The sequence below is a fragment of the Halorubrum sodomense genome (genome assembly GCF_900111935.1).
Classification (GTDB): Archaea; Halobacteriota; Halobacteria; order Halobacteriales; family Haloferacaceae; genus Halorubrum; species Halorubrum sodomense.
In genome coordinates this window covers 896,629-917,372 of record NZ_FOYN01000002.1, presented here as the reverse complement: position 1 = coordinate 917,372, position 20,744 = coordinate 896,629, and the positions used below count along the sequence as shown (strand labels likewise).

Genomic DNA, 20,744 nt, shown 5'->3' with positions numbered 1-20,744 from the left:
GGAGCCGCTTCGTCGTCTCCACGAGCGGATGGCGCGCGTAGTCGACGACTTCGATGTCGTCGACGACGCGGAGCCCCTCCTTCTCCGCGGTCTTCGCCATTCCGAGGTCGACCGGCGTCTGCGGGACGATCACGTACGCGTCCATCGCCTCGATGCCGGCCTCGTGGGCGGCCATGGCGCGGTGGTGGCCGTCGGCGAGATAGAGGGTGCCGCCGTTGTCGATGACGACGAGCGGCTCGGCGAGCCCGTGTTCGAGCTCGTACTGTCGGCCCTCGAGTTCGTCGGCGTACACGCGGGCCTGCGTCGGCGTCAGGTCCGCGATGGCGACCTCGCGGCGCACCTCGTCGAGCTCGACGCCGTGGATCTGCGAGAGCGTCCGCATCAGCTTCCCGACCTTGCCCGGCGTGGCGCGCTCGATCTGCGAGCGGACCACGTCGGTGTTCGAGATGATCCCGACGAGGTTGTCGGCGTCGTCGACGACCGGGAGCCGTTGGATGCCGGAGCGTAAGATCACTCGCGCCGCGTCGGTCACCCTCATATCGGGGTGTGCGACGATCAGGTCCTCCGTCATCACCGTGAACACGGGGGCCTCGTCGTCCGCGAGCAGCAGGTCCCCGGCCGAGACGAACCCCTCGACGGTCCGGCCCTGGGTGACGGGGAACCCGTTGTGTCCGTCGCTGTCGGCCATGCGGCGCGCGACGGCCGCCACCGTCTCGTCCGGACTGACCGTCTCCACCTCGCGGGTCATATACTCTCCGACGGTCGGTTTCCCGCTCATCACCCGCCGTAGACGCCCCCGGAATAAAAAGAGGGAGGGCGGATCTGAGCGATAACGGCGAAGCGGCCGCTCGAGAACCGGGGAAAGTGAGAAATCACAGAGAGGCGGCGACGCCGTCTACTGCGGACTCGGGCTGGACGGACCGGAGACGTTGCCGTCCTTCAGCGTCGACCCCGTGATCGACTTCAGCCGGGAGACGAGCGAGTCCTTCTCGGTCTCGCCCTCGAGGGCGATGTCGAGGACCTCGCTGATGTGCGAGACCGGGATAACCTCGATCATCTCCTCGTACTCGTCTTCGATCATCACGTCCTGCTCGTTGGCCGCGGGGATGATCACCCGGTCGCAGCCGGCCTTCGCGGCCGCTTCGATCTTGTGGGTGACCCCGCCAACGGGGAGCACGTCGCCGCGGACCGACAGCGAGCCGGTCATCGCGAGGCTCTGGTCGACCCCGACGTTCTCCAGCGCGGAGATGACGGCGGTCGCGACCGTGATCGACGCGGAGTCGCCGTCGACGCCCTGCTGGCCCGTCTGGATGAACTGGATGTGGATGTCCTTCTCCGAGATGTTCTCGTCGGAGAACTTCTTGATGATCGCCGAGACGTTCTGAACGGACTCCTCGGCCATCTCCTTGAGCTGACCGGTGGCGATCACCTGCCCGCCGCTCTGGGTCGGCGTCACCTCGGCCATCACCGGGAGCATGATCCCGGAGTCCTCGCCCATCACGGCGAGGCCGTTGACGCGACCGGCGACGTAGCCGTCGGAGACCTGGAGCTCGTAGTCCTTCCGGCGCTCGATGTAGTCGTCCGCGAGCTGCTGTTCGATGGACCGGGAGCGGCCCTTCGCCTGAAGGACGTGCTCGCGGGTCGTGATGTCCGCGTCCTCGCCGCGGGCGATGTCGCCCGCGACGCGGACCATCCCGCCGAGGTTCCGCATCTTCAGCGTGAGGTGGCCCTTCCGGCCCGAGCGCCGTTTGGCCTCGAGGATGATCTCCTCGACGGCCTCCGCCGAGAACTCGGGCAGGCGGCCGTCCTTCGCGACCTCCTGGGCGATGAACCGGACGTACTTCCGGCGCATCTCCGGGGTGTCCTCGATGGTGTCCTCCATGTACACCTCGTAGCCGTACCCCTTGATACGGCTGCGCAGCGCCGGGTGCATGTTCTCCATCGCGTCGAGGTTCCCGGCCGCGATCATGACGAAGTCGGTCGGGACGGGCTCGGTCTGGACCATCGCGCCCGAGGAGCGCTCGGACTGGCCCGTGATCGAGAACTCGCCCTCCTGGATCGCCGTCATGAGGTGCTGCTGGCTGCGGATGTCGAGCGTGTTGATCTCGTCGATGAACAGCACGCCCTTGTTCGCCTTGTGGATGGCGCCCGCCTCGACGCGGTCGTGGCTGGGCGTCTCCATCCCGCCGGACTGGAACGGGTCGTGCCGGACGTCACCGAGCAGCGCACCGGCGTGCGCGCCGGTCGCGTCGCGGAACGGCGCCGTCTTCGTGTCGCCGTTGTTCACCAGCAGGTTCGGGATCATCGCGTCGGACCCGCGGTTGAGGTACCGGAAGACGAGGTACACCACGCCGGCCGCGATGATGCCGACGAGGATCTGGCCGACGATGATGAGCGCGTAGCCCAGCACGACGGCGATGATGATCCACATCAGCAGCGATCGCATCTGGTTGCGCTTGCGCGCCTCCTCGCGGTGCGCCTCGACGATCTGGTCGCCCTTGCCGGCCGGCACGGTCCGGATCTTCGGCTTGTTGCCGTCGTCGGGGTTGTGATACACCAGGACGTCCTGAAGCTCCTCTTTGGGGAGGAGTTCGGACATCGCCTTCGCGAGCATCGACTTCCCGGTCCCGGGCGAGCCGATCATCATCACGTGGCGGCGCTGCTTGGCCGCCTTGATGATCACGTCGCGGGCGTGTTCCTGCCCGATGACCTGGTCGACGAGCCGGTCGGGGATCTCGAGTTCGGCGGTCGTGTCGATCTTGAGCCCGCCGAGGAGGTCGTCCTCGTCCGGGTCCTCCTCTATCTCGGCGCCCTCGACCTCAACGGTGCTGCCGAGCTCGTCGATCCCGCCGTCGTCGACCGGACCGGCGGTATCGCCGTTCCGGCCGCCGTCGGGACCCTCCCCGACGACCTCGGTCTCGTCGACCCCGCCGTCGTCGACGACGATCCCGTCGTCCCAGGGGTCGTCCCCGTCGTCGGGGTCCGCGGCCGACTCCTCGTCGGGGTCCGCGGCGTCGTCGACGTGGGGCTCGTTCGCCGGACCGTCGTCGGGCTCGGGGTTGCCGTGCGTGGCGTCCTCGCCGTTCCCCGCCGGACTCGAGTCGTCGACGCCGCCGTGGGGCGGTTCGTCGGGGTCGTCGGCCGTCGGGTCGTTCGTGTCCTTCTCGTTGCTCATAGAATCGAGTGTCGCTATTGGAAAGGAAGGGTCGGTTACTGATATACTTTCTCCCCCCGGAGGCGTCGGTTCGGGGGCAGTAAACACCGTTTTGAAGCCGTTTACTCACCGATCTCGGCCTCCTGCCGTTCCCGCCGGGTTTATAAATGGCGGCGACGCTACGTGGATCCATGCGGGGGTTTTACATCGGCCGGTATCAGCCGTTTCACGACGGCCACCAGCACATGGTGGAAGAGATCGCCTCGGAGGTCGACGAACTCGTCTTGGGAATCGGCTCCGCGGGCGACTCTCACACCACGCGGAACCCCTTCACGGCCGGCGAGCGCGTGATGATGGTGACGAAGGCGGTCGAGCGGTTGGACGTCACCACCTACGTCGTCCCCATCGAGGACCTCGACCGCAACTCCGTGTGGGTGAGCCACGTCCAGAGCATGACTCCGCGGTTCGACGTCGCGTACTCGAACAACCCCCTCGTAGTCCGCCTGTTCGAGGAGGCCGGCGTCGAGGTGCGCCAGTCACCGATGTTCCGCCGCGACGTGTTGGAGGGGACGGAACTCCGCGAGCGGATGATCCGCGGCCGCGACTGGGAGGACCTCGTCCCGGACGCCGTCGTCGACGTGATCCGCGAGGTCGACGGCGTCGAGCGCATCCGCCGGATCGCCGAGACCGACTCACTGGGCGACGAGCCCTCGGACGAGTAGGGCGGGGAGTACGAGCGGAGCGAGGGCCGTCGGTCGCGAATCGTCGAGCGTGTACCGGCGGCGAACAGCTTCGATGGCCTCGCTCTCTCGTAATGGATACCCGTCAATCTGCGGTGACCGTCTCCGAAGCCCCGGCTGCCCCCTTCGAGTCCCGCCCCGCACCGCGACCGCACAGCACCGCCCTCACGCCTCCCCAGCCTCGCGGTTCGCGCTCTACGAGCGCTCACCGCTCCCTCGCACGCGCTCCTCGTGGCCTGCCGGCCACTCGGAGGCGCGCGCCACCGCGGCGGGCGAGTGAACGGCGCGGTCGCCCGTTCGTTTTAACCGCTCGCCGGACGCGGTTTCAGATATGACATCGGGTCTGATCACGTTGACCTCGGACTTCGGATCGCCGTATCCCGCCGCGATGAAGGGCGTCGTCCGCCGACACACGGATGCCGAGATGATAGACGTCGCGCACGACCTGCCGCGCGGGGACCCGCGGGCGGCCGCCTTCTGGCTGCGGTTCGTCCTCCCCGAGTTCCCGCCGGCGGTCCACTGCGCCGTCGTCGATCCCGGGGTCGGCACCGACCGCGACGCGCTCGTCGTCCGCGCCGGCGCGCACGTCCTCGTCGCGCCCGACAACGGCCTCGCGATGCCGCCGGCCCGAGCGCTCGCGGCCGGCGACTCCGACGTCGAAGTCTGGACCATCGCGGTCGACGAGCCCGCGAGCGAGACGTTCCACGGCCGCGACGTGTTCGCCCCGACCGCGGCCCGCGTCCGGGCGGCCCTCGACGACGCGGCGGCGGGAGACGGTGCGGCGGCGGGAGACGGCCCGAGCGATCCCGACGCGGTCGCCGAGACGCTCGCGGGGACGGACGACCTCTCGCCAGCGAGCGACCCGGTCGACATCCGCTTCCCGGAGCCGACGGTGGAGCGCGACGAGGCGGGCGACGGCGAGGGGAGTGACGGGGAGGGCGGCGGCGAGGTCGTCGCCGTCGACGGCGAGGTACTCGCGATCGACCGGTTCGGCAACGTGATCACCAACGTCCCCGGCGAACTGGTCCGCGGCCGCGACTGGATCCGCGTCGACGGCGACCTCACGCCCGTCGCGGCGACGTTCGGCGCCGTCGACCCCGGCGACCGCCTCGTCACCGTCGGGAGCCACGGCTACGCGGAGTGCGACGTCAACGACGGGCGCGGCGACGGCGCGTTCGACCTCCGACCCGGCGACTCGGTCCGGTTCGTCCCCGACAGCGTCAGCCTGTGAGGGTCGGGGCGTCCGCCCGAGACCGTCCGTCCGCCTCAGAGTTCGACGCCCGAGGGGATCAGGCTCTCGCTGCGGAGGAGGTTCCCCTCGTGGTCGTAGACGAGGAAGGTGTCTTTGTCGTAGGTGACGAGCCGCTCGCCGTCCACGTCGATTTCGACCCGGTACCGGGCGTCGCCGTCGTCGGTGGCGTCTCGCGCGGCGTGGATGAAGGGGAGTACGTCGGTCGCCGTCTCGTTGAGTTCGAGGATGAAGTCGCCGGTGTACCGGTTGGTGACGCCGACCACGCCCTCCGGGTCGTCCGCCTCGTCCAGGGGCTCGCGGAGCCGGAAGGCGACGTCTACCTCGTCGGCGGTGAGTAAGTCGTCGCCCTCGCCGTCGGCGCCGTCGCTCTCGCCCCCGGAGAACTGCTCGCGGAGCAGCTCCTCCGGTCCGTGGAAGTCGATCCGCACCAGCGGGGGCGACCGAGAGCCGGCGCCGTCCCCGACGCCCTCAACGGTCAAATCGAAGTAGTCACGCCGCATTTCGTACCAACTGCTTTGCGGTCCGGCCGTATCAACGTAACGGGCGGATCGGCGGTAGCGCGGGGTGGGCGACGCGCACGCGCCAGCGCGAATCGACGCGGACGCCGGTTCGGTCCGATCCGGACGCCGGTTCGGTTCGATGTCGACCGTGATAATCGCCGGGGGGAGTTTAACTTCCCCCCGCCTCTACGTCCCCGTAGCCATGGCGAGTGACGCCGGCGGGAGCGACCTCGGCGACCGGATCGAGGCCCTCCAGCGGCGCCTCTCCCGCACGTGGGAGCTGCTCCAGGGCTCGACGCTCGACGTCCGGCCGTTCAGCCCGGACGAGGACGGACCGCTCGCCTCGTTCACCGTTCCCGAGGACGAACGCGAGGTCGACCGGTACTGGGTGAACGCTCCGTACGCGTACGTCGTGATCACCTACGACGACGTCGAGAGCGAACACCGCTACTACGCGGTCGAGCCCGAACTCGACGCGTTCGAGCGCGACCTGCTCGACCGCGTCGTCGACGACATCCGCGACCCGCTCCTCTACCGCGAAGGGAGCGGGAAGACGGACGAGGAGACGCTGCGGACGGAGCTCGAGACGCTGTTAGAGGGGTACGGCGTCGACGCCGGGATGGACACGTTCCACGCCATCGCGTACTACCTCTACCGCGACTTCCGCGGTTACGGGAAGGTCGACCCGCTCTTGAACGACCGCCACATCGAGGACGTCTCCTGTGACGGCTACGACCTCCCGATCTTCGTCTACCACGACGAGTACACGGACATCGAGACGAACGTCTCGTTCGGCCAAGAAGCGCTCGACAGCTACGTGATCCGCCTCGCTCAGCAGTCCGGCCGTCACGTCTCCGTCGGCGACCCCATCGTCGAGACGACGCTCCCCGACGGGTCCCGCGCGGAGCTGGCGCTCGGCGAGGAGGTGACGCCGCGCGGCTCGGCGTTCACGATCCGCCAGTACGCGGAGGACCCGTTCACCCCGGTCGACCTCGTGGAGTACGGCACGTTCTCGATCGAGCAGATGGCGTACTTCTGGCTCTGTATCGAGCACAACAAGAGCCTCATCTTCGCGGGCGGCACCGCCTCCGGGAAGACCACCTCGATGAACGCGGTGTCGATGTTCGTCCCGCCGCGCGCGAAGGTCCTCACCATCGAGGACACCCGCGAGCTCTCCTTGTACCACGACAACTGGCTCTCGGCGGTCACCCGCGAGCGCCGGTTCGAGGGGACCGACATCGACATGTACGACCTGCTGCGCTCGGCGCTGCGCCACCGCCCCGAGTACATCGTCGTCGGCGAGGTGCGCGGCGAGGAGGCGATCACCCTGTTCCAGGCGATGAACACGGGCCACACCACCTTCTCGACGATGCACGCCGACTCGATCGAGACGGTGATCAACCGGCTGGAGAACGAGCCGATCAACGTCCCGCGTGCGATGGTCCAGTCGCTCGACATGCTCTCGGTCCAGACGCTCACGCGCTCCGGGGACGAGCGGGTGCGCCGCGCGAAGACGATCGGCGAGATCGGCGGCATCGACCAGCGCACCGGCGAACTCGACTACTCCTCGGCGTTCGAGTGGCGCCCGGACTCAGACACCTTCCAGCGGAACGACTCGTCGCTGTTGGCGGAGATCGCCGACGAGCGCGCCTGGTCGCGCTCAGAGCTCCTCCGCGAGGTCCGGCGCCGCGAGCGCTTCCTCGAACTGCTCTCCGCGCTCGGCATCGACGACTACCGCACGTTCACCGCCCTCGTCAACGAGTACTACGCCGACCCCGACCGCGTGATGGAGAAGCTCGACGAGCGCGCCGCCGCGGCCGACGACGTCGACGCCGACGACCTCGGCGGCGAGGAGGTCGGTGAGGGCCGAACCGGCGCTGGAGACCCGATGACCGATCCCGCGGGCCGATGATCGAGTACCTGCCCCTCGTCGTCGCGGTCGGGGCCTGCCTCGCGCTCGCGCTCCAGTTCGTCGACGACCGGGCCGACCTGTTCGTCACCCGCGTCGCGCTGTCGGCGTTCGGCGACTACGTCGGCGAGAACGAGACGCGGCGAAAGGCCCAGCGCGACCGGATGCGCGCGGCCCACGTCGCCGGCACCACGCACCGCGTCTACGCGTCGCGGACCCTGCTGTACGCGGCCGTCCTCGGGGTCGCCGGCGGCGTGATCGGCGTGTACGCGGCCGGGGGACTGCTCGCCGCGCTCGACGTCGGCGAGGCCGCGCTCCGCGAGGCGCTCCCGGCCCAGCTCGGGTTCCTCGCGGGCGTCGCGCGGCTGGCCGACCTCGGGCTTGGACGGCTGTTCGTCCTCCTCCTCGTCGCCTCCGCGACCGTCGGGGCGGGGCTCGCGCTGGGCGTGTACGTCGGTCGCTGGCAGTTGCTCGACCAGCGGGCGGCCGCGCGAGCCGCCGAGATCGACGCCACCTTGCCGCGGACGGTCGCGTTCATGTACGCGCTCTCGCGTTCGGGGATGGCGTTCCCCCGCGTGATGGACACGCTCGCGGAGAACGAGGCGGTGTACGGCGAGGCCGCCACGGAGCTGTCGGTGGCCGTCCGCGACATGAACGCCTTCGGGACGGACGCGCTCACCGCGCTTCAGCGCATCTCGCGGCGGACGCCCAGCGACGACCTCTCGGACTTCTCGGAGAACCTCGCGTCGGTCCTCGGAACCGGGCAGTCCGTGTCGACGTTCCTCAAGGACCAGTACGAGCGCTATCAGGCGGAGGCGGAGGCGAAACAGGAGCAGTACCTGGAACTGCTCTCGACGTTCGCCGAGGCGTACGTGACGGCGCTGGTCGCCGGACCGCTGTTTTTCATCACCATCCTCGTCGTCATCGGGCTCGTCTTACAGGACACGATGCCGCTCCTCCGCGTCGTCGTCTACCTCGGCGTGCCGCTCGGCACCTTCGGCTTCGTCGTCTACGTCGACAGCGTGACGCAGGGCGTCGGCGGCACCGAGACGGTCGCGGAGTCGTCGCTCGACGACCCGAACACCCCGTCGGTCACCGGAGTTCGCAACGCGACGGACGGGTCCGGGGACCGGGGCGACCCCCCGCGGTTCGACGGGGGAACGGCGACCGGGAGCGGCTCGGACGGGGTCGACGCGAGCGGCGCCGGCGCGAACCGCTGGACGGAGAGTCGCGAGCGCCTCCGGATATACGACCGCCTCCGCTGGGTGCGTCGGCTGATCGCGTCGCCGGCCGAGACGGTGCTGGCCTCGCCGCGGACGGTGTTTCTCGTCGCGGTCCCGGTCGCGGTCGTCGGACTCCTCGTCTTCGCGTTCCCGATCACGCTCGGGACGCCCGTGGAGATGGCCGACCAGGTCGACGGGCCGATCGTCGCCGCGACCGCCTTCGCCCTCGCGGCCTACGCGGTCGCCTACGAGTTCGGCAAGCGTCGGGTCCGCCGCATCGAGTCCGCGGTGCCCGACTTCCTCGACCGCCTCGCCAGCGTCAACGAGGCGGGGACCGCCGTGGTCGGCAGCGTCCGCCGCGTCGCCGACTCGAACCTGGAGGCGCTGACGGCGGACCTCCGCCGGACCCGCCGCGACGTCGACTGGGGGGCGGACGTCGCGACCGCGCTGCGCCGCCTCGAGCGGCGGGTCCGATCGCCGATGATGTCCCGGGCGGTCGCCCTCGTCACCAACGCGATGCGAGCGAGCGGCGACGTCGGACCCGTCCTCCGGATCGCGGCGGACGAGTCGCGTGCGACCTGGTCGCTCCGGCGTGAGCGACGACAAGTAATGTTAACGTATCTCATTGTCATCTACATCTCCTTCTTCGTCTTCCTCGGGATCATCGCGGCGCTCTCGGTGTCGTTCATCCCGGCGATAGAGACGGCCGCCGTCCCGGAGACGGGAGGCGGTAGCCTCCCGGCGGCCGGGACCGGCGCCTCTCTCGGTGGCGGCGGGATCACGGACGGGATCGCCGAGATCAACGCCGCGGCCTACGAGCAGCTGTTCTTCCACGCCGCGACGGTTCAGGCGATCTGCTCGGGCCTCGTCGCCGGCCAGCTCGGGGAGGGCTCGGTGCGCGACGGCGTGAAACACGTCGTGGCGCTGCTCGCGCTCACGCTCGTCTCGTTCGTCGCGATCGGCGTGGTGTGACGCGGTCCGGTCGGCATATACCCCTCGCGGCCGAGGGAGAGCGTATGGACCTCCAGTCGACGTACGACCGCATCGCGGCGCACTTCTCGAAGACCCGGGAGCACGCGTGGCCCGAGGTCGAGTCGTTCCTGGAGGGCCGGTCGGGGACCCTCGCGCTCGACGTCGGCTGCGGGAACGGGCGACACACGGAGGCGCTCGCGGCGCGCGCCGAGGCCGCGGTCGGGGTCGACCTCAGCCGCGGGCTGCTCGACGAGGCGGTCGCCCGCGCTCGGGACCGCGGGTTCGCGGACGCGACCGAGCTCGTCCACGGGGACGCGGCCGCGCTGCCGGTGCGCGCCGACGCGGTCGACCTCGCCGTCTACGTCGCCACGCTCCACCACCTCTCCCCGCGGGACGTCCGCGTCGAGAGCCTGAACGAGTTGGCGCGCGTCCTCGCGCCCGACGGGGTCGCACTCGTCAGCGCGTGGAGCACGGCACACGACCGATTCGACCGCGACGACGGGTTCGACACGACCGTCGACTGGACCCTGCCGGGCGGCGAGACGGTCCCGAGGTACTATCACATCTACTCGCCTTCGGAGTTCGAGTCAGACCTCGACGAAAGCGCCCTCGAAACGCTCGAAACCGCGGTTTCGAGCGGGAACTGCTACGCGACCGTCTCGGTTCCGGACAGCTGATTATCGCTTTTGATACCAGCGTGCGGGGATTAAATAAGGTTTGTCGACCGTCTCGTGGTAATGGCCGATACCTTCCTCGAGCGGCTCCTCCGTCGGGTCGCGCCCGGCGTGGTGGCTCGAAGCTATCTCGCGAAGTTCCTCGTGGCCCTCGTCGTCGTCGTCCTCGCGATCGGCGCCGTCGGGGCCGTCACGTACGCGGAGACGACGGATCAGCTCGAATCGAACGCGCAGGGCGACTACACGGCCGTCGCGGAGCTGGGCGCCCTCGAGGCCGACGGCTGGACCAGCGAGCGGCGGAGCCTCGCCGGTGAGGTCGCGGACAACGACGTCTACGGCGAGGATCCGGACGCGGTCGCCGCGTACCTCTCGTCGCGGCTGTCGCGGGCGAGCGACGACGTCCGGGCGTTCCACTTTATCGACCGCGAAGACGGGACGGTCATCGCGTCGACGGACGAGGCCCAGGGGGGCGGCGACCGGGCGGAGACCCTCACGAGCCGGCCGTGGTTCGACGACGGGCTCCTGCTCGGCGACACGGTCACGACCACGCCGACGTACGAGGTCGACGGGGAGCGTCGGGTCGCGTACGTCGCCGGGACGCCCGAGCGGGAGTACGCGGTCGTGGAGGTCTCGCTCGAGTCGATGGTCGGCGAGTTCCGGCAGCCGACGGACGGCGCGTTCACGACGCTGGTCGAAGGGGACGGCACGATCGGCGCGAGCGACCGCGACGGCGTCGCCGGGGAGCGATACGACGAGACGCTCCGTTCGCGGCTCTCCGACGGGAAGGACTCGGTCGGACACGTCTCGTCGGCGACGCTCGGCTTCGCGGACGGCGCGCGCTACTTCGTCGCGTACGCCCCCGTCCCGTCCGAGGGCTGGTCCGTCGCCGTCCACGTCCCCCGCTCTGAGGCGTACGCGCTCTCGGGGATGATCGGGCGGAACCTGATCCTCATCGTCGGCGTCGCGATCGTCGGGCTCGGGCTGATCGGCGCGACCCTCGGTCGCGGCACCGTCGTCGAACTGAACCGGCTCCGGGCGCGGGCGTCGGCGCTGGCCGACGGCGACCTCGGCGTCGACTTCCACACGGAGCGACGCGACGAGTTCGGGGACCTCTCCGTCGCGTTCGCGACCATGCGCGACTCGCTGCGCGAGCAGATCGAGTCGGCCGAGACGCAGCGCGAGCGCGCCGAGGCGGCGAAGGCGGAGAGCGAGGCGTTCGCCGAGCGCCTAGAGTCGCGGGCGGGCGACTTCGGCGAGACGATGGCGGCCTGCGCGGACGGCGACCTCACCGCCCGGCTACGCGTCGAGCCCGACGACCCGGACGCCCTCCGCTCCATCGCCACGGAGTTCAACGACGCCATGGACGAACTCGAGGGCGCGATCGCCGAGGTCGATGCGTTCGCGGTCGAGGTGGCCGAGCGGAGCGACGCGGTCACCGACGGCACCGACGAGGCCGCGGCCGCCGGCCGGGAGACCAGCGAGGCTGTCGACGAGATATCCGCCGGCGCGGAGCGGCAGAGCCGCCGGCTGGCCGAGGTGGCCGGCGAGATGGAGGACATGTCGGCGACCGTCGAGGAGGTCGCCGCCTCCGCGGACCAGGTCGCGACCACCTCCCGGCGGGCCGACGCGCTCACCGAGGAGGGGCGCGAGGCCGCCGCCGACGCCGTCGCGGAGCTCCACGCGATCGAGGCGCGCTCCGAGTCCGCCGCCGAGACGATCGAGCGGCTCGAGGCCGAGATGGCCGAGGTCGACGCGATCGTCGAGACGATCTCGGAGATCGCCGACCAGACGAACCTGCTCGCGCTCAACGCCTCGATCGAGGCCGCCCGCGCGGGCGAGGCCGGCTCCGGCTTCGCGGTCGTCGCGGAGGAGGTGAAGACGCTCGCCGAGGAGACGCAGGCGTCCGCCGCCGAGGTGGAGTCCCTCATCGCGGGCCTCCGCGAGCGCACCGACAAGAGCGTCGACGAGATGGCCGCGATCCGCGACGGCGTCGACGACGGCGTCGCGGTCGTCGAGGACGCGGAGGACGCGCTCTCTGAGGTCGCGAACCGGGTGAGCGAGGCCGACGACGGCGTTCAGGAGATATCCGGCGCGATGGACGCGCAGGCGACGTCGGTCAACGAGGTGACCGGCGCGGTCGACGACCTCGCGGGCGTGAGCCAGCAGACCACCGCCGAGGCGACCACCGTCGCCGCCGCCGCCGAGGAGCAGGCCGCCACGCTCGGCGAGGTCTCCGAGCAGGCGCACGACCTCCGCGAACGGGCGGCGGACCTCCGGCGGACGACCGAGGCCTTCGATGTCGACGTCGAGGCGGGTGCGGTCGGTGACGACGGTCCAACGAGTGACGCGGAGGCCGGCGAGTCGGCGGCGACGACGGAGACGGGCGAGTCGGCGTTCACGTTCGGCGGCGACGGCGATCCGGACTCGACCGCCCCCGCCAGCACGGACGGCGGCACCGCCGACGGAGCGGACTCGGCGGACGATCCGCCGCTGGACGGACCGAAGGACTCGGAGGCGTCACTCGACGAACGGGCGAGTACCGCAGAAGAGTGACCGTCGTCCGCGACGCCGCCGCACGTCGGTCGAGTCGCGGTCGGTGACTCCGCCTCGGTTCAGTCGGCCATCGTCTCGTGGCTGACGTCCCGGTCCTCCGGGAGCGGCGCCACGAGACGGTACGCCGCGTACAGGCCGAGCACCGCGAGGCCCGCCAGCACGAATCCCGTCCGGATCTCGGGGGCGATCAGCGGCGTCGCGACCACCTCGCCCGCCTCGTTCGTCATCGGAACCGGGCTGTACGGCTGTCCCGCCAGGACCTCTACGAGTCCCAGGACGACGATGCCGAACAGCATCAGTCCCGCGCTCAACGCCCGCGCCGCCGTGTCGATGATGTCTGTCATTAGTGGTCACCTCTCAGCCGAGTAGGTACCGCAGTTTGGGGTTCTGTTTGACGAGTTCGGTCCGTTCGATGAGCGCGTCGAGGCCGTAGTACCGCCCGGCCGCGAGCACGATCACCGTCATGAACAGGAGCAGCCCCATCAGGTCGCTGTTGACGACGCCGTGACCGAACCCGGCGTTGCCGATCCAGAAGAGGCTCATGAAGATGACTCCGCCGAACGCGGCGAACCGGGTCAGTGCTCCCGCCATCAGCGCGAGGCCGATGAGCGTCTCGAAGAGGGGTACCCCGGGCTCGATGAGCCACGCGAGGTTGTTCCCCATCCAGACCGGGATGCCGCCGAGGGCGGTCCCGGTCATCTGTTGCATGTACGCCGAGCCGTAGGTGTACGCGAAGCCGCTCTCGATGATCTTCGTGATCCCGGAGTGGAAGAACCACCACCCGGTGACGACGCGGATGAACGCGATCCAGTAGGTCGCCCACGGTCCGTCCAGCGCGAACTCGGTCTCGCCGACCAGCGGATTGCTCGATTGGTATGACATCGGTCTCACCTCACGGATGTACGTTGGGTGGGTACACACATATGTCCCGAACAGGTTTCTAAGCGGCTGAAAAGGGTTCTAACGAGCTGGGAGAGGTCCGCAGTATCGTGGGTCTTTAACACCTAACCGCGCCCCTCGGGCGGCGTTCCACCTGCCGACCCACCCGAACACGGAACGCTTATGAGACTCGTTCCGCCTACGTGTAGGTGCGTCATCGGCCGACGCGAGCGCCGGTGGTCTAGTGGTAGGACCTGAGCCTTCCAAGCTCATGGCCCGGGTTCAAATCCCGGCCGGCGCATCCTCCCGCACATAACGAACGAGGAGCGACAGCGACGAGTGAGTCGGTGCGGGAGGATGCGCCGAGGGATTCGAATCAGAGACGAGCGAAGCGAACGTCAACAGGCTCACTCCCAGTCGACCACGTCGAGCGACCCGTCGAGCGTGAACCGGTGTTCGGTGCCGCCGATCGGTGCCGTCACCGCGACGCGGACCGGATCCTCGTCGACCACCCGCTCTGTCGCCTCGTTGAGCCACGTCTGTTCCCAGTGCGGGACCGCCCGGTAGTCGATCCCGGCGTCGTACAACAGCGACACCGTCGCGGGGTGGCCGATGAGCGTCCCCCTGGCGCCGCTCCGCCGCCACTCCCCGCAGGCTCGGCACTCGTGGATGACGTCGACCGAACCGTCGAGGTCGGGTTCGAAGTCGGGGTGGAACCGGGCGACCGTCTGCTCGATCGGACCGTCGCACAGGTGACAGAACCCTCGGTTGGTCCGCTCGACGGTCAGCATCGAGAAGCGGCTCCCGACCACGGGGACGTCGTCCGCGTCGTTCGACTCGACGACGATCGGCGGCACCGGGACGGCGTCCGGCCGTCGGTCGCAGGTGTCGCAGCCGAACCGCAGTTCGCCGTCGCGGTACTCGACGGTCGTGCTCCCGTCGCAGTCCGAGATGTGGCAGTCGCCGACGGCCGCCTGTCGGACGCTCGGTCCGTCCGTCTCCGTGTAGGCCCCCGAGACGGCGTCGCCGATCAGCTTCGCCCCGGTGTGGGTCAGGCTGTAGCGCTCCTCGCGCTTGCGGACGAACTCCGGGACGAGCTTCCCGAGGTGGTAGTTGAACCGGCCGCCGTCGCTGACCCCCACCCGCTCGCGGAGCTCCGAGAACGAGGCGCCTTCCCCGTCGGAGACGCGAACGTCCCACAGCGCTCGGAGGATCTCGATTCGGGTGTCGCTGGCGACGAGCCCGAACGCCCGCTCCAGTTCGACCCCGGAATCGGTGAGGAAGCCGTCGCTCGTCACACCGACACCATCCGAGAGGTCCGACTTAGTGTTTCGGCCGGCCCTCGGCGCGACGCGCGACCGCCGAACCGCCGGGCGTGTCGACGGCGCTCGCGGGCCGCCGAGGCGGGCCGGTCGGAGGGTGTCGGTATTTGCGAGTCGGTGGCGGCGAACCGCGGCGTCGGTGCGCTCGGAGCCGATCCGTCGGCTCAGTCCGGGCGCGGCCGCGGTTCGGAAGGCGACGCGTCAGCGGGGGGCTGCCGACCGGCTTCGCGGCGTCGGTACGCCTCGCGACCGACGCCGACGGCCGCCGCCGCGACGACGGCTGCGATGCCGACCGCCGGGACGAGCAGGGTCCCGACGACGAACGCCGCGAGGAGGGTGAACGCGGCGAGTCCGGATAGCGTTCGCGGGCCGCTTGGCCCCTGATGGTCGCCGATCGGCGGATCGAGTGGTCCGTGTTGCATCGCAACCGATGAAAGGCACTACGGGAAGTTAAATATAATCTGAATTACATTTCTGTAACGCGCGTTACCGAAATTCTCTTCTGTAACTACGGCCCGCTCGGAAGAGCGTCGCCTCCGCGTTCCTCTCGGCGTCCCCGCGCGCCGGTCTCACGTCGGACGCCCGGCCCGGTCAGCGTGTCGACCCGGGGGCCGCCGGAAGCGCGAATCAGTCGTCGTCGGCAGCCGGCGCCTCGGCGTCGTCCGTCTCGGCCACCTCCGTCCGCGGGCCGCCGGCGTGCCCCTCGTGGGCGACGGCAGTCGCCATGAGGTCCGGCGGGATCGCGGGCACCTCGTCGGCGTCGACGGGACCGTCGCGCGCGATCTCCTCGGTCGAGCGCGGGAAGTCGCGGAGGCTCTTGTGGAGCGCGATGCCGGCCTTCGCGCCTTGCCCCATCGCGACGGGCACCTGGTTGTGGCCCGGCGTCACGTCGCCGACCGCGAACACGCCGTCCTCGCTGGTGCGCCCGTGGTCGTCGACGTCGACTTCCCCGCCGTCGGTGAGGTCGCAGCCGAGCCCCTCCGCGAGCGAGGTGTTGTAGTCGGAGCCGTACATCGGGAACCCGCCGCGATACTCGCGCCGGGTGCCGTCCTCGAACTCCATCGCCTCCAGCCAGCCGGAGTCCGGGTCGTTCTCGATGCCGGTGACGTCCTCGTGAACGATCTCGACGGGGTGCGCCTCCAGTTGGGCGGCCGTCTCGTCGCTCCACGTCGGCTCCGCGCCGCGGGTCAGGAGGTCCACGTCGTCGGTCATGTTCAGCATGATCATCGCGACGTGGGCGGCGGCCTCGCCGTGCCCCATCACGTACACCGGCTCGTCGACGAACATGTAGGCGTCGCAGTGGAGACACCAGTGGAGCCCCTTCGCGTTCCGCGGCAGCGGCGGGTCGGGGCGCTCGTCGGAGAACCCGGTGGCGAGCACGACGCGGTCCGCGAGGATCTCGTCGTCGCTCGTCGTCAGCCGGAAGCGGCCGTCGTCGGTCTCGACGGCGTCCGTGACGAAGTCCTGAACGAAGGTGCCGCCGTACGACTCCACCTGCTCGCGGCCGGTCGCGAGCAGCTCGTTGCCGGACACGTCCTCCGTGACGCCGATCACGTTGTGGGTGTCGGCCATCATCGCCGCGCGGCCGCCGCCGCGGTCGATCAGCACCGTCTCGTGGCCCAGTCGGGCCCCGTACAGCGCGGTCGTCAGCCCGGCCGGCCCGCCGCCGACCACCGCAATCTCGTACTCGTCGTCGGACGAACTCATTACCGATCGTACGTGATGCGGCGGTTTAAATCGCCCCGTGCTGTGCGCGGACCGCGACCAGCCACGGTCGTTCGGGTCGCAGCGCGTCACGGGCTCTCGGCGTCGGCGTGGTCACGACCCGACCGCGTGCCCCGAAGTTTATGCCTTCGCACCGCGTTCGGTCGGCCAGTGCCCTCTCGTCTCGCCCTCGCCGTCGGTCTCCTGATCGCCGGGGCCGCCGCGGACGTCGGAACGACGTACGTCGCGCTCTCCGGCAGCGAGTACGTCGAGGGCTCGCCGGTCGGTCGCCTGTTCATCGCCCGGTTCGGGCTCTTCGGCGGGATGCTCCTCACGAAGGTCGTCGGGATGGCCGTCATCGGCGTTCCGGTCGCGGTCGCCGGCGGCACGCGGCGGTTCGTCGCGACCTTGATGTGCGCGGGCGTCGGCGCCCTCTCGCTCGCGGTCGCCGCGCGGAACCTGCTGTTCGTCGCGGGCCTGTGGGCGTGAGGCTCCCGGTCGGCCCTCGACCGTAACCGCCGCCTCGTCGCCCGCGAGACCGGCGGATCAGCGGTCTCGGCCGCCGCGACCCCAGCGGTTTTGCGTCGCCGGCGACACCGGTCCGTATGTCACGCGAATCCGTTCCGGCCCGCTCTCCGCCGGAGACGAAGCGAGAGGTCGTCACGGAGACGCTTCACGGGGTCGACGTCGACGACCCGTACCGGTGGCTCGAAGGCGACGGCGCGGCGGTCGACGACTGGGTCGACGCGCAGAACGCCCACGTCGACGCCGTCCTTGACGACGGGCTCCGGGACCGGCTTCGCCCGCGCTTCGAGGACCTCGTCGAGGTGGCCGACTACGGCCCGATAACCGTTCGCGAGGGGCGGTACTTCGCGACGGTCCGCGAACCGGGGGACGACCACGCCCGCCTCGTGGTCCGCGACGCGCCCGACGGCGAGAACCGCGTCCTCGTCGACCCGAACGCGTGGCCGGCGAACCGCGACGGCGACGGCCCGCCCAGGTCGATGGCGTGGTACGTCCCGTCCCACGACGGCGAGCGCGTCGCCGTCGGCGTCACCGAGGGCGGCGACGAGAACTACGACGTGCGCGTCCTCTCGGTGCCCGACCCGAGCGAAGCGGGGTCGACCGCCGACGCCGACGACCCCGAGGCCGCGGGGGACGACGGCTACGGCCCGGGCGTCGAGGAGGTCGCCGTCCTCCCCGAGCGCGGCCGCGTCAACGCGGGGAGCCTCGCGTGGGCGGCCGACGGCGAGGGGTTCGTCTACGTCGCCACCGGCGGCGCGGCCGACGGCGCGCAGATGGACAAGGAGATCCGGCGTTTCCGGCTCGCGGACGGTCCCGAGGCGGAGACGGTCCTGCTCGAACACGACGATCAGCACGTCTGGCCGCGGGTCACGGTCGACCCCGACTCGGGGCTGCTCGCGGTCGCCTTCTCCGAGATGGTCGGCGGCACCGAGTGGTACGTCCACGTCGACGGGGAGCTCAGACCGGTCCTGACCGACACCGACGCCGAGACGTCGGTCCAGTTCCACGGGGGAACGGCGTTCGTCTCGACCGACCACGGCGCGCCGCGGCGCCGGCTGCTCGCCTGCTCCGTCGACCGCTTCCGCGAGGGCGGCCTCTCGTTCGAGGAGTGCCGGGAGGTCCTCCCCGGCGGCGAGGGGATCATCCAGTCGGTCGTGCCGACCCCCGAGCGCCTCCTCGTCCACCGGCAGCGCGACGCGCACTCGCGGCTCTCCGTCCACGACCGCGACGGGACGCACCGTCGCGACGTGTCGCTGCCGTCGTACTGCTCCGTCACGTGGGTCTCCGGGGCACGCGACGCGCCGGAGGCGTTCTTCGGGCTCACCGGCTTCGACCGGCCCCCGGCGGTCCGCGGGCTCGACCTCGACGACGGCGGTGAAGACACCGAAGCCGGGCCGACCGCGATCGATTCGGTCGACCTCTCCGTCCCCGACGACCTCGTCGTCGAACAGCGGTTCGTGGACTCGACGGACGGCGCCGAGGTCCCGGTCTTCGTCTGTTACCGCGAGGACGTCGCCGTCGACGGCCCGCGCCCGACGCTCCTGTACGGCTACGGCGGGTTCCGGAACAGCGTCACGCCCTCGTTCGGCCGGTTCCGGCTGCCGTTCCTCGCGGACGGCGGCGCGTTCGCGGCGGTGTGCGCCCGCGGCGGGTACGAGTACGGCGAGCCGTGGCACGAGGCCGGCATGCTGGCCGAAAAACAGCACACCTTCGACGACTTCGTCGCGGCCGGGGAGGGTCTCTGCGAGTCCGAACTGACCGACACGGACCACCTGGCGGTCGCCGGCGGGTCGAACGGCGGGCTCTCGGTCGGCGCGGTCGTCACCCAGCGCCCGGACCTGTGGGCGGCCGCGCAGTGCGCGGTCCCGCTGCTGGACATGCTCCGGTTCCACCGCTTCCTGCTCGGCGAGTCGTGGACGACGGAGTACGGCCACCCGGAGGACCCGGCGGCGTTCGAGTACCTCCGGGCGTACTCCCCGTACCACAACGTCGACCCCGACGCGACCCATCCGCCCGTCTACTTCACCACGGCCGCGAGCGACACGCGCGTCCACCCCTCGCACGCCCGGAAGATGACCGCGCGGCTCCAGAACGAGGCCGCGGGCGGCCCGTTCCTGTTGCGGACGAAGTCGGCCACCGGCCACGGCGTCGGCAAGCCCGCCTCGATGGTCGTCGACGAGCAGACGGACTCGTGGGCGTTCTGCTACGAGCAGTTAGGGATCGAGCCCGGGGCCGACGACCGCGACGCCGCGAACGCCGAGTGACTCACTTCCCCTCGTAGAGCCGCTCCGCGGTCGTTTCCGGGAGATCGGCCTCGCGGACCGCCTCGGCGACGCGGTCGACGTCGTACTCCACGCGGTGCGTCTCGACCGCGTCGACTCCCTCGGCCGTCGTGTCGAGGACCGCGTACCCGGCCCGGGGGTCGCCGTCGCGCGGCTGGCCGACGCTGCCGGGGTTACACACGAAGCCGCCGGCCACCTCGCGGCACCCCTGAACGTGGGTGTGGCCGAGGACGATGCCGGCGTATTCGCCCATGTGGCGGTCGAGGGTCGGGAACTCCTCCGGGTAGACGTAGGCGTCCTCGCGCTCGGCGGCGGGGTGCGAGTGGACGAGCAGGTACCGGTCGCCCGCGAACGTCTCCGCTCGCGGGAGGTCGCCGATCCACTCGCGCTGGTCGTCCGAGAGGGACGCCTTCGCGTGTTCGAGGCCCGCCTCGGCCATCCGGTTGGCGCCGTAGCGCTCCGGGGTCTCGACGGTGCGGTCGTGGTTCCCCCGGACCGTCGCGGTCGCGACCTCGCGCACGCGTTCGACGCACTCGGCCGGCCACGGGTTGTAACCGACCACGTCGCCAGCGCAGTAGATCCGGTCGACCGCGGGCATGTCGTCGAGCACCGTCTCCAGCGCGGGGAGGTTCGCGTGAACGTCCGAGATGAGGCCGATCTTCATCGCGAGGGGATTCGATCGGCGGCAGGGAATAGGTTGCGGCGGGAGGGTGTTGTGGGACGGGTGGCGGGGTCGTGGGGTTCCGAGAGGGGTTTAAATAGGCATTCGCGGTGGCGTGTGCCTCCGAGTGGCCGCCAAAGGCGGCCGCGAGGAGCGCGCGCGAGGGAGTCGGCCGACCGAAGCGGAGGGAGGCCGACGAGGCTGGGGAGGTGAGAGGTGCGTTGCCGTGCTGTGCGGGTGGGAATCGAAGGGGCAGTCGTGCGGGCGTCGCAGGCGACGTAAGCACTGGAGGGAGTGAGCGAAGCGAACGACCGAAGCGCGCAGCGAGCGTGCGACGCCCGCACGACTGGGGCTTTAGCGGTGTTCCCCGTCGATCTGCGTTCAACTGTTATAA

Annotated in this window: 17 protein-coding genes and 1 tRNA gene; 9 read left to right on the top strand and 9 right to left on the bottom strand. The window is 70.4% G+C overall.

The window, feature by feature from the left end:
- Window positions 1-778: CBS domain-containing protein (locus BM286_RS09370; RefSeq protein WP_092921297.1), on the bottom strand; the 778-nt coding region annotated here is incomplete at its 3' end.
- Window positions 779-895: 117 nt separating this feature from the next.
- Window positions 896-3,175 (bottom strand): ATP-dependent protease LonB, encoded by a 2,280-nt coding sequence (gene lonB / locus BM286_RS09365; RefSeq protein WP_092921295.1) that lies wholly within the window; start codon window positions 3,173-3,175, stop codon window positions 896-898.
- Between the two features lie 170 nt (window positions 3,176-3,345).
- On the opposite strand from lonB, the gene BM286_RS09360 reads away from it, so the two are divergent.
- The gene (locus tag BM286_RS09360; protein ID WP_092921293.1) at window positions 3,346-3,876 is read left to right on the top strand and encodes a nicotinamide-nucleotide adenylyltransferase; all 531 of its coding nucleotides are present in this window, start codon (window positions 3,346-3,348) and stop codon (window positions 3,874-3,876) included.
- Between the two features lie 361 nt (window positions 3,877-4,237).
- Window positions 4,238-5,125: an SAM hydrolase/SAM-dependent halogenase family protein gene (locus BM286_RS09355; protein WP_092921395.1), complete on the top strand. Its 888-nt coding sequence runs from the start codon at window positions 4,238-4,240 to the stop codon at window positions 5,123-5,125.
- Window positions 5,126-5,160: 35 nt separating this feature from the next.
- Here the strand turns inward: BM286_RS09355 and BM286_RS09350 are convergent, their stop codons facing one another.
- A complete protein-coding gene (locus tag BM286_RS09350; protein WP_092921291.1) occupies window positions 5,161-5,646 on the bottom strand; it encodes a DUF5793 family protein in 486 nt (161 codons plus the stop codon).
- 202 nt (window positions 5,647-5,848) lie between these two features.
- On the opposite strand from BM286_RS09350, the gene BM286_RS09345 reads away from it, so the two are divergent.
- From BM286_RS09345 to BM286_RS09330, 4 genes are read left to right on the top strand one after another with little or no spacing between them, the layout of a single operon-like run.
- Window positions 5,849-7,558 (top strand): type II/IV secretion system ATPase subunit, encoded by a 1,710-nt coding sequence (locus BM286_RS09345; RefSeq protein WP_092921289.1) that lies wholly within the window; start codon window positions 5,849-5,851, stop codon window positions 7,556-7,558.
- Window positions 7,555-9,750 (top strand): type II secretion system F family protein, encoded by a 2,196-nt coding sequence (locus BM286_RS09340; RefSeq protein WP_092921287.1) that lies wholly within the window; start codon window positions 7,555-7,557, stop codon window positions 9,748-9,750. Before BM286_RS09345 ends, BM286_RS09340 begins: the two co-directional genes overlap by 4 nt.
- Window positions 9,751-9,794: 44 nt before the next feature.
- A complete protein-coding gene (locus BM286_RS09335; RefSeq protein ID WP_092921285.1) occupies window positions 9,795-10,427 on the top strand; it encodes a class I SAM-dependent methyltransferase in 633 nt (210 codons plus the stop codon).
- 60 nt (window positions 10,428-10,487) lie between these two features.
- Window positions 10,488-12,977 (top strand): methyl-accepting chemotaxis protein, encoded by a 2,490-nt coding sequence (locus tag BM286_RS09330; protein WP_092921283.1) that lies wholly within the window; start codon window positions 10,488-10,490, stop codon window positions 12,975-12,977.
- Window positions 12,978-13,036: 59 nt separating this feature from the next.
- Here BM286_RS09330 and BM286_RS09325 read toward each other — a convergent pair whose 3' ends face one another.
- Entirely contained in the window at window positions 13,037-13,321 is a 285-nt protein-coding gene (locus BM286_RS09325) for a hypothetical protein (protein ID WP_092921281.1), read from the bottom strand.
- 13 nt (window positions 13,322-13,334) lie between these two features.
- Entirely contained in the window at window positions 13,335-13,859 is a 525-nt protein-coding gene (locus tag BM286_RS09320) for a DoxX family protein (RefSeq protein WP_092921278.1), read from the bottom strand.
- A gap of 227 nt (window positions 13,860-14,086) precedes the next feature.
- On the opposite strand from BM286_RS09320, the gene BM286_RS09315 reads away from it, so the two are divergent.
- Window positions 14,087-14,157, top strand: a tRNA-Gly gene (locus BM286_RS09315).
- Between the two features lie 106 nt (window positions 14,158-14,263).
- Here BM286_RS09315 and BM286_RS09310 read toward each other — a convergent pair.
- The 3 genes from BM286_RS09310 to BM286_RS09300 form a co-directional block, all read right to left on the bottom strand.
- Window positions 14,264-15,154, bottom strand: a complete 891-nt coding sequence (locus tag BM286_RS09310; RefSeq protein WP_092921276.1) for a winged helix-turn-helix domain-containing protein — start codon at window positions 15,152-15,154, stop codon at window positions 14,264-14,266.
- A 188-nt stretch (window positions 15,155-15,342) separates the two neighbouring features.
- Entirely contained in the window at window positions 15,343-15,600 is a 258-nt protein-coding gene (locus BM286_RS09305) for a hypothetical protein (RefSeq protein ID WP_092921274.1), read from the bottom strand.
- Window positions 15,601-15,805: 205 nt separating this feature from the next.
- A complete protein-coding gene (locus tag BM286_RS09300; RefSeq protein ID WP_092921272.1) occupies window positions 15,806-16,885 on the bottom strand; it encodes an NAD(P)/FAD-dependent oxidoreductase in 1,080 nt (359 codons plus the stop codon).
- A 168-nt stretch (window positions 16,886-17,053) separates the two neighbouring features.
- On the opposite strand from BM286_RS09300, the gene BM286_RS09295 reads away from it, so the two are divergent.
- Window positions 17,054-17,371: a hypothetical protein gene (locus BM286_RS09295; protein ID WP_092921270.1), complete on the top strand. Its 318-nt coding sequence runs from the start codon at window positions 17,054-17,056 to the stop codon at window positions 17,369-17,371.
- A gap of 116 nt (window positions 17,372-17,487) precedes the next feature.
- On the top strand, window positions 17,488-19,671 hold the full coding sequence (locus BM286_RS09290) for a prolyl oligopeptidase family serine peptidase (protein WP_092921268.1): 2,184 nt from the start codon (window positions 17,488-17,490) through the stop codon (window positions 19,669-19,671).
- 1 nt (window position 19,672) lies between these two features.
- On the opposite strand, the gene BM286_RS09285 is transcribed toward BM286_RS09290, so the two are convergent.
- A complete protein-coding gene (locus tag BM286_RS09285) occupies window positions 19,673-20,353 on the bottom strand; it encodes a metallophosphoesterase family protein (protein WP_092921266.1) in 681 nt (226 codons plus the stop codon).
- Window positions 20,354-20,744 lie beyond the last annotated feature (391 nt).

Coding starts and splice junctions, on each gene's coding strand:
- lonB (WP_092921295.1), bottom strand. CDS start 3,175: ATGAGCAACGAGAAGGACACGAACGACCCGACGGCCGACGACCCCGAC.
- BM286_RS09360 (WP_092921293.1), top strand. CDS start 3,346: ATGCGGGGGTTTTACATCGGCCGGTATCAGCCGTTTCACGACGGCCAC.
- BM286_RS09350 (WP_092921291.1), bottom strand. CDS start 5,646: ATGCGGCGTGACTACTTCGATTTGACCGTTGAGGGCGTCGGGGACGGC.
- BM286_RS09345 (WP_092921289.1), top strand. CDS start 5,849: ATGGCGAGTGACGCCGGCGGGAGCGACCTCGGCGACCGGATCGAGGCC.
- BM286_RS09340 (WP_092921287.1), top strand. CDS start 7,555: ATGATCGAGTACCTGCCCCTCGTCGTCGCGGTCGGGGCCTGCCTCGCG.
- BM286_RS09335 (WP_092921285.1), top strand. CDS start 9,795: ATGGACCTCCAGTCGACGTACGACCGCATCGCGGCGCACTTCTCGAAG.
- BM286_RS09330 (WP_092921283.1), top strand. CDS start 10,488: ATGGCCGATACCTTCCTCGAGCGGCTCCTCCGTCGGGTCGCGCCCGGC.
- BM286_RS09325 (WP_092921281.1), bottom strand. CDS start 13,321: ATGACAGACATCATCGACACGGCGGCGCGGGCGTTGAGCGCGGGACTG.
- BM286_RS09320 (WP_092921278.1), bottom strand. CDS start 13,859: ATGTCATACCAATCGAGCAATCCGCTGGTCGGCGAGACCGAGTTCGCG.
- BM286_RS09305 (WP_092921274.1), bottom strand. CDS start 15,600: ATGCAACACGGACCACTCGATCCGCCGATCGGCGACCATCAGGGGCCA.
- BM286_RS09300 (WP_092921272.1), bottom strand. CDS start 16,885: ATGAGTTCGTCCGACGACGAGTACGAGATTGCGGTGGTCGGCGGCGGG.
- BM286_RS09290 (WP_092921268.1), top strand. CDS start 17,488: ATGTCACGCGAATCCGTTCCGGCCCGCTCTCCGCCGGAGACGAAGCGA.
- BM286_RS09285 (WP_092921266.1), bottom strand. CDS start 20,353: ATGAAGATCGGCCTCATCTCGGACGTTCACGCGAACCTCCCCGCGCTG.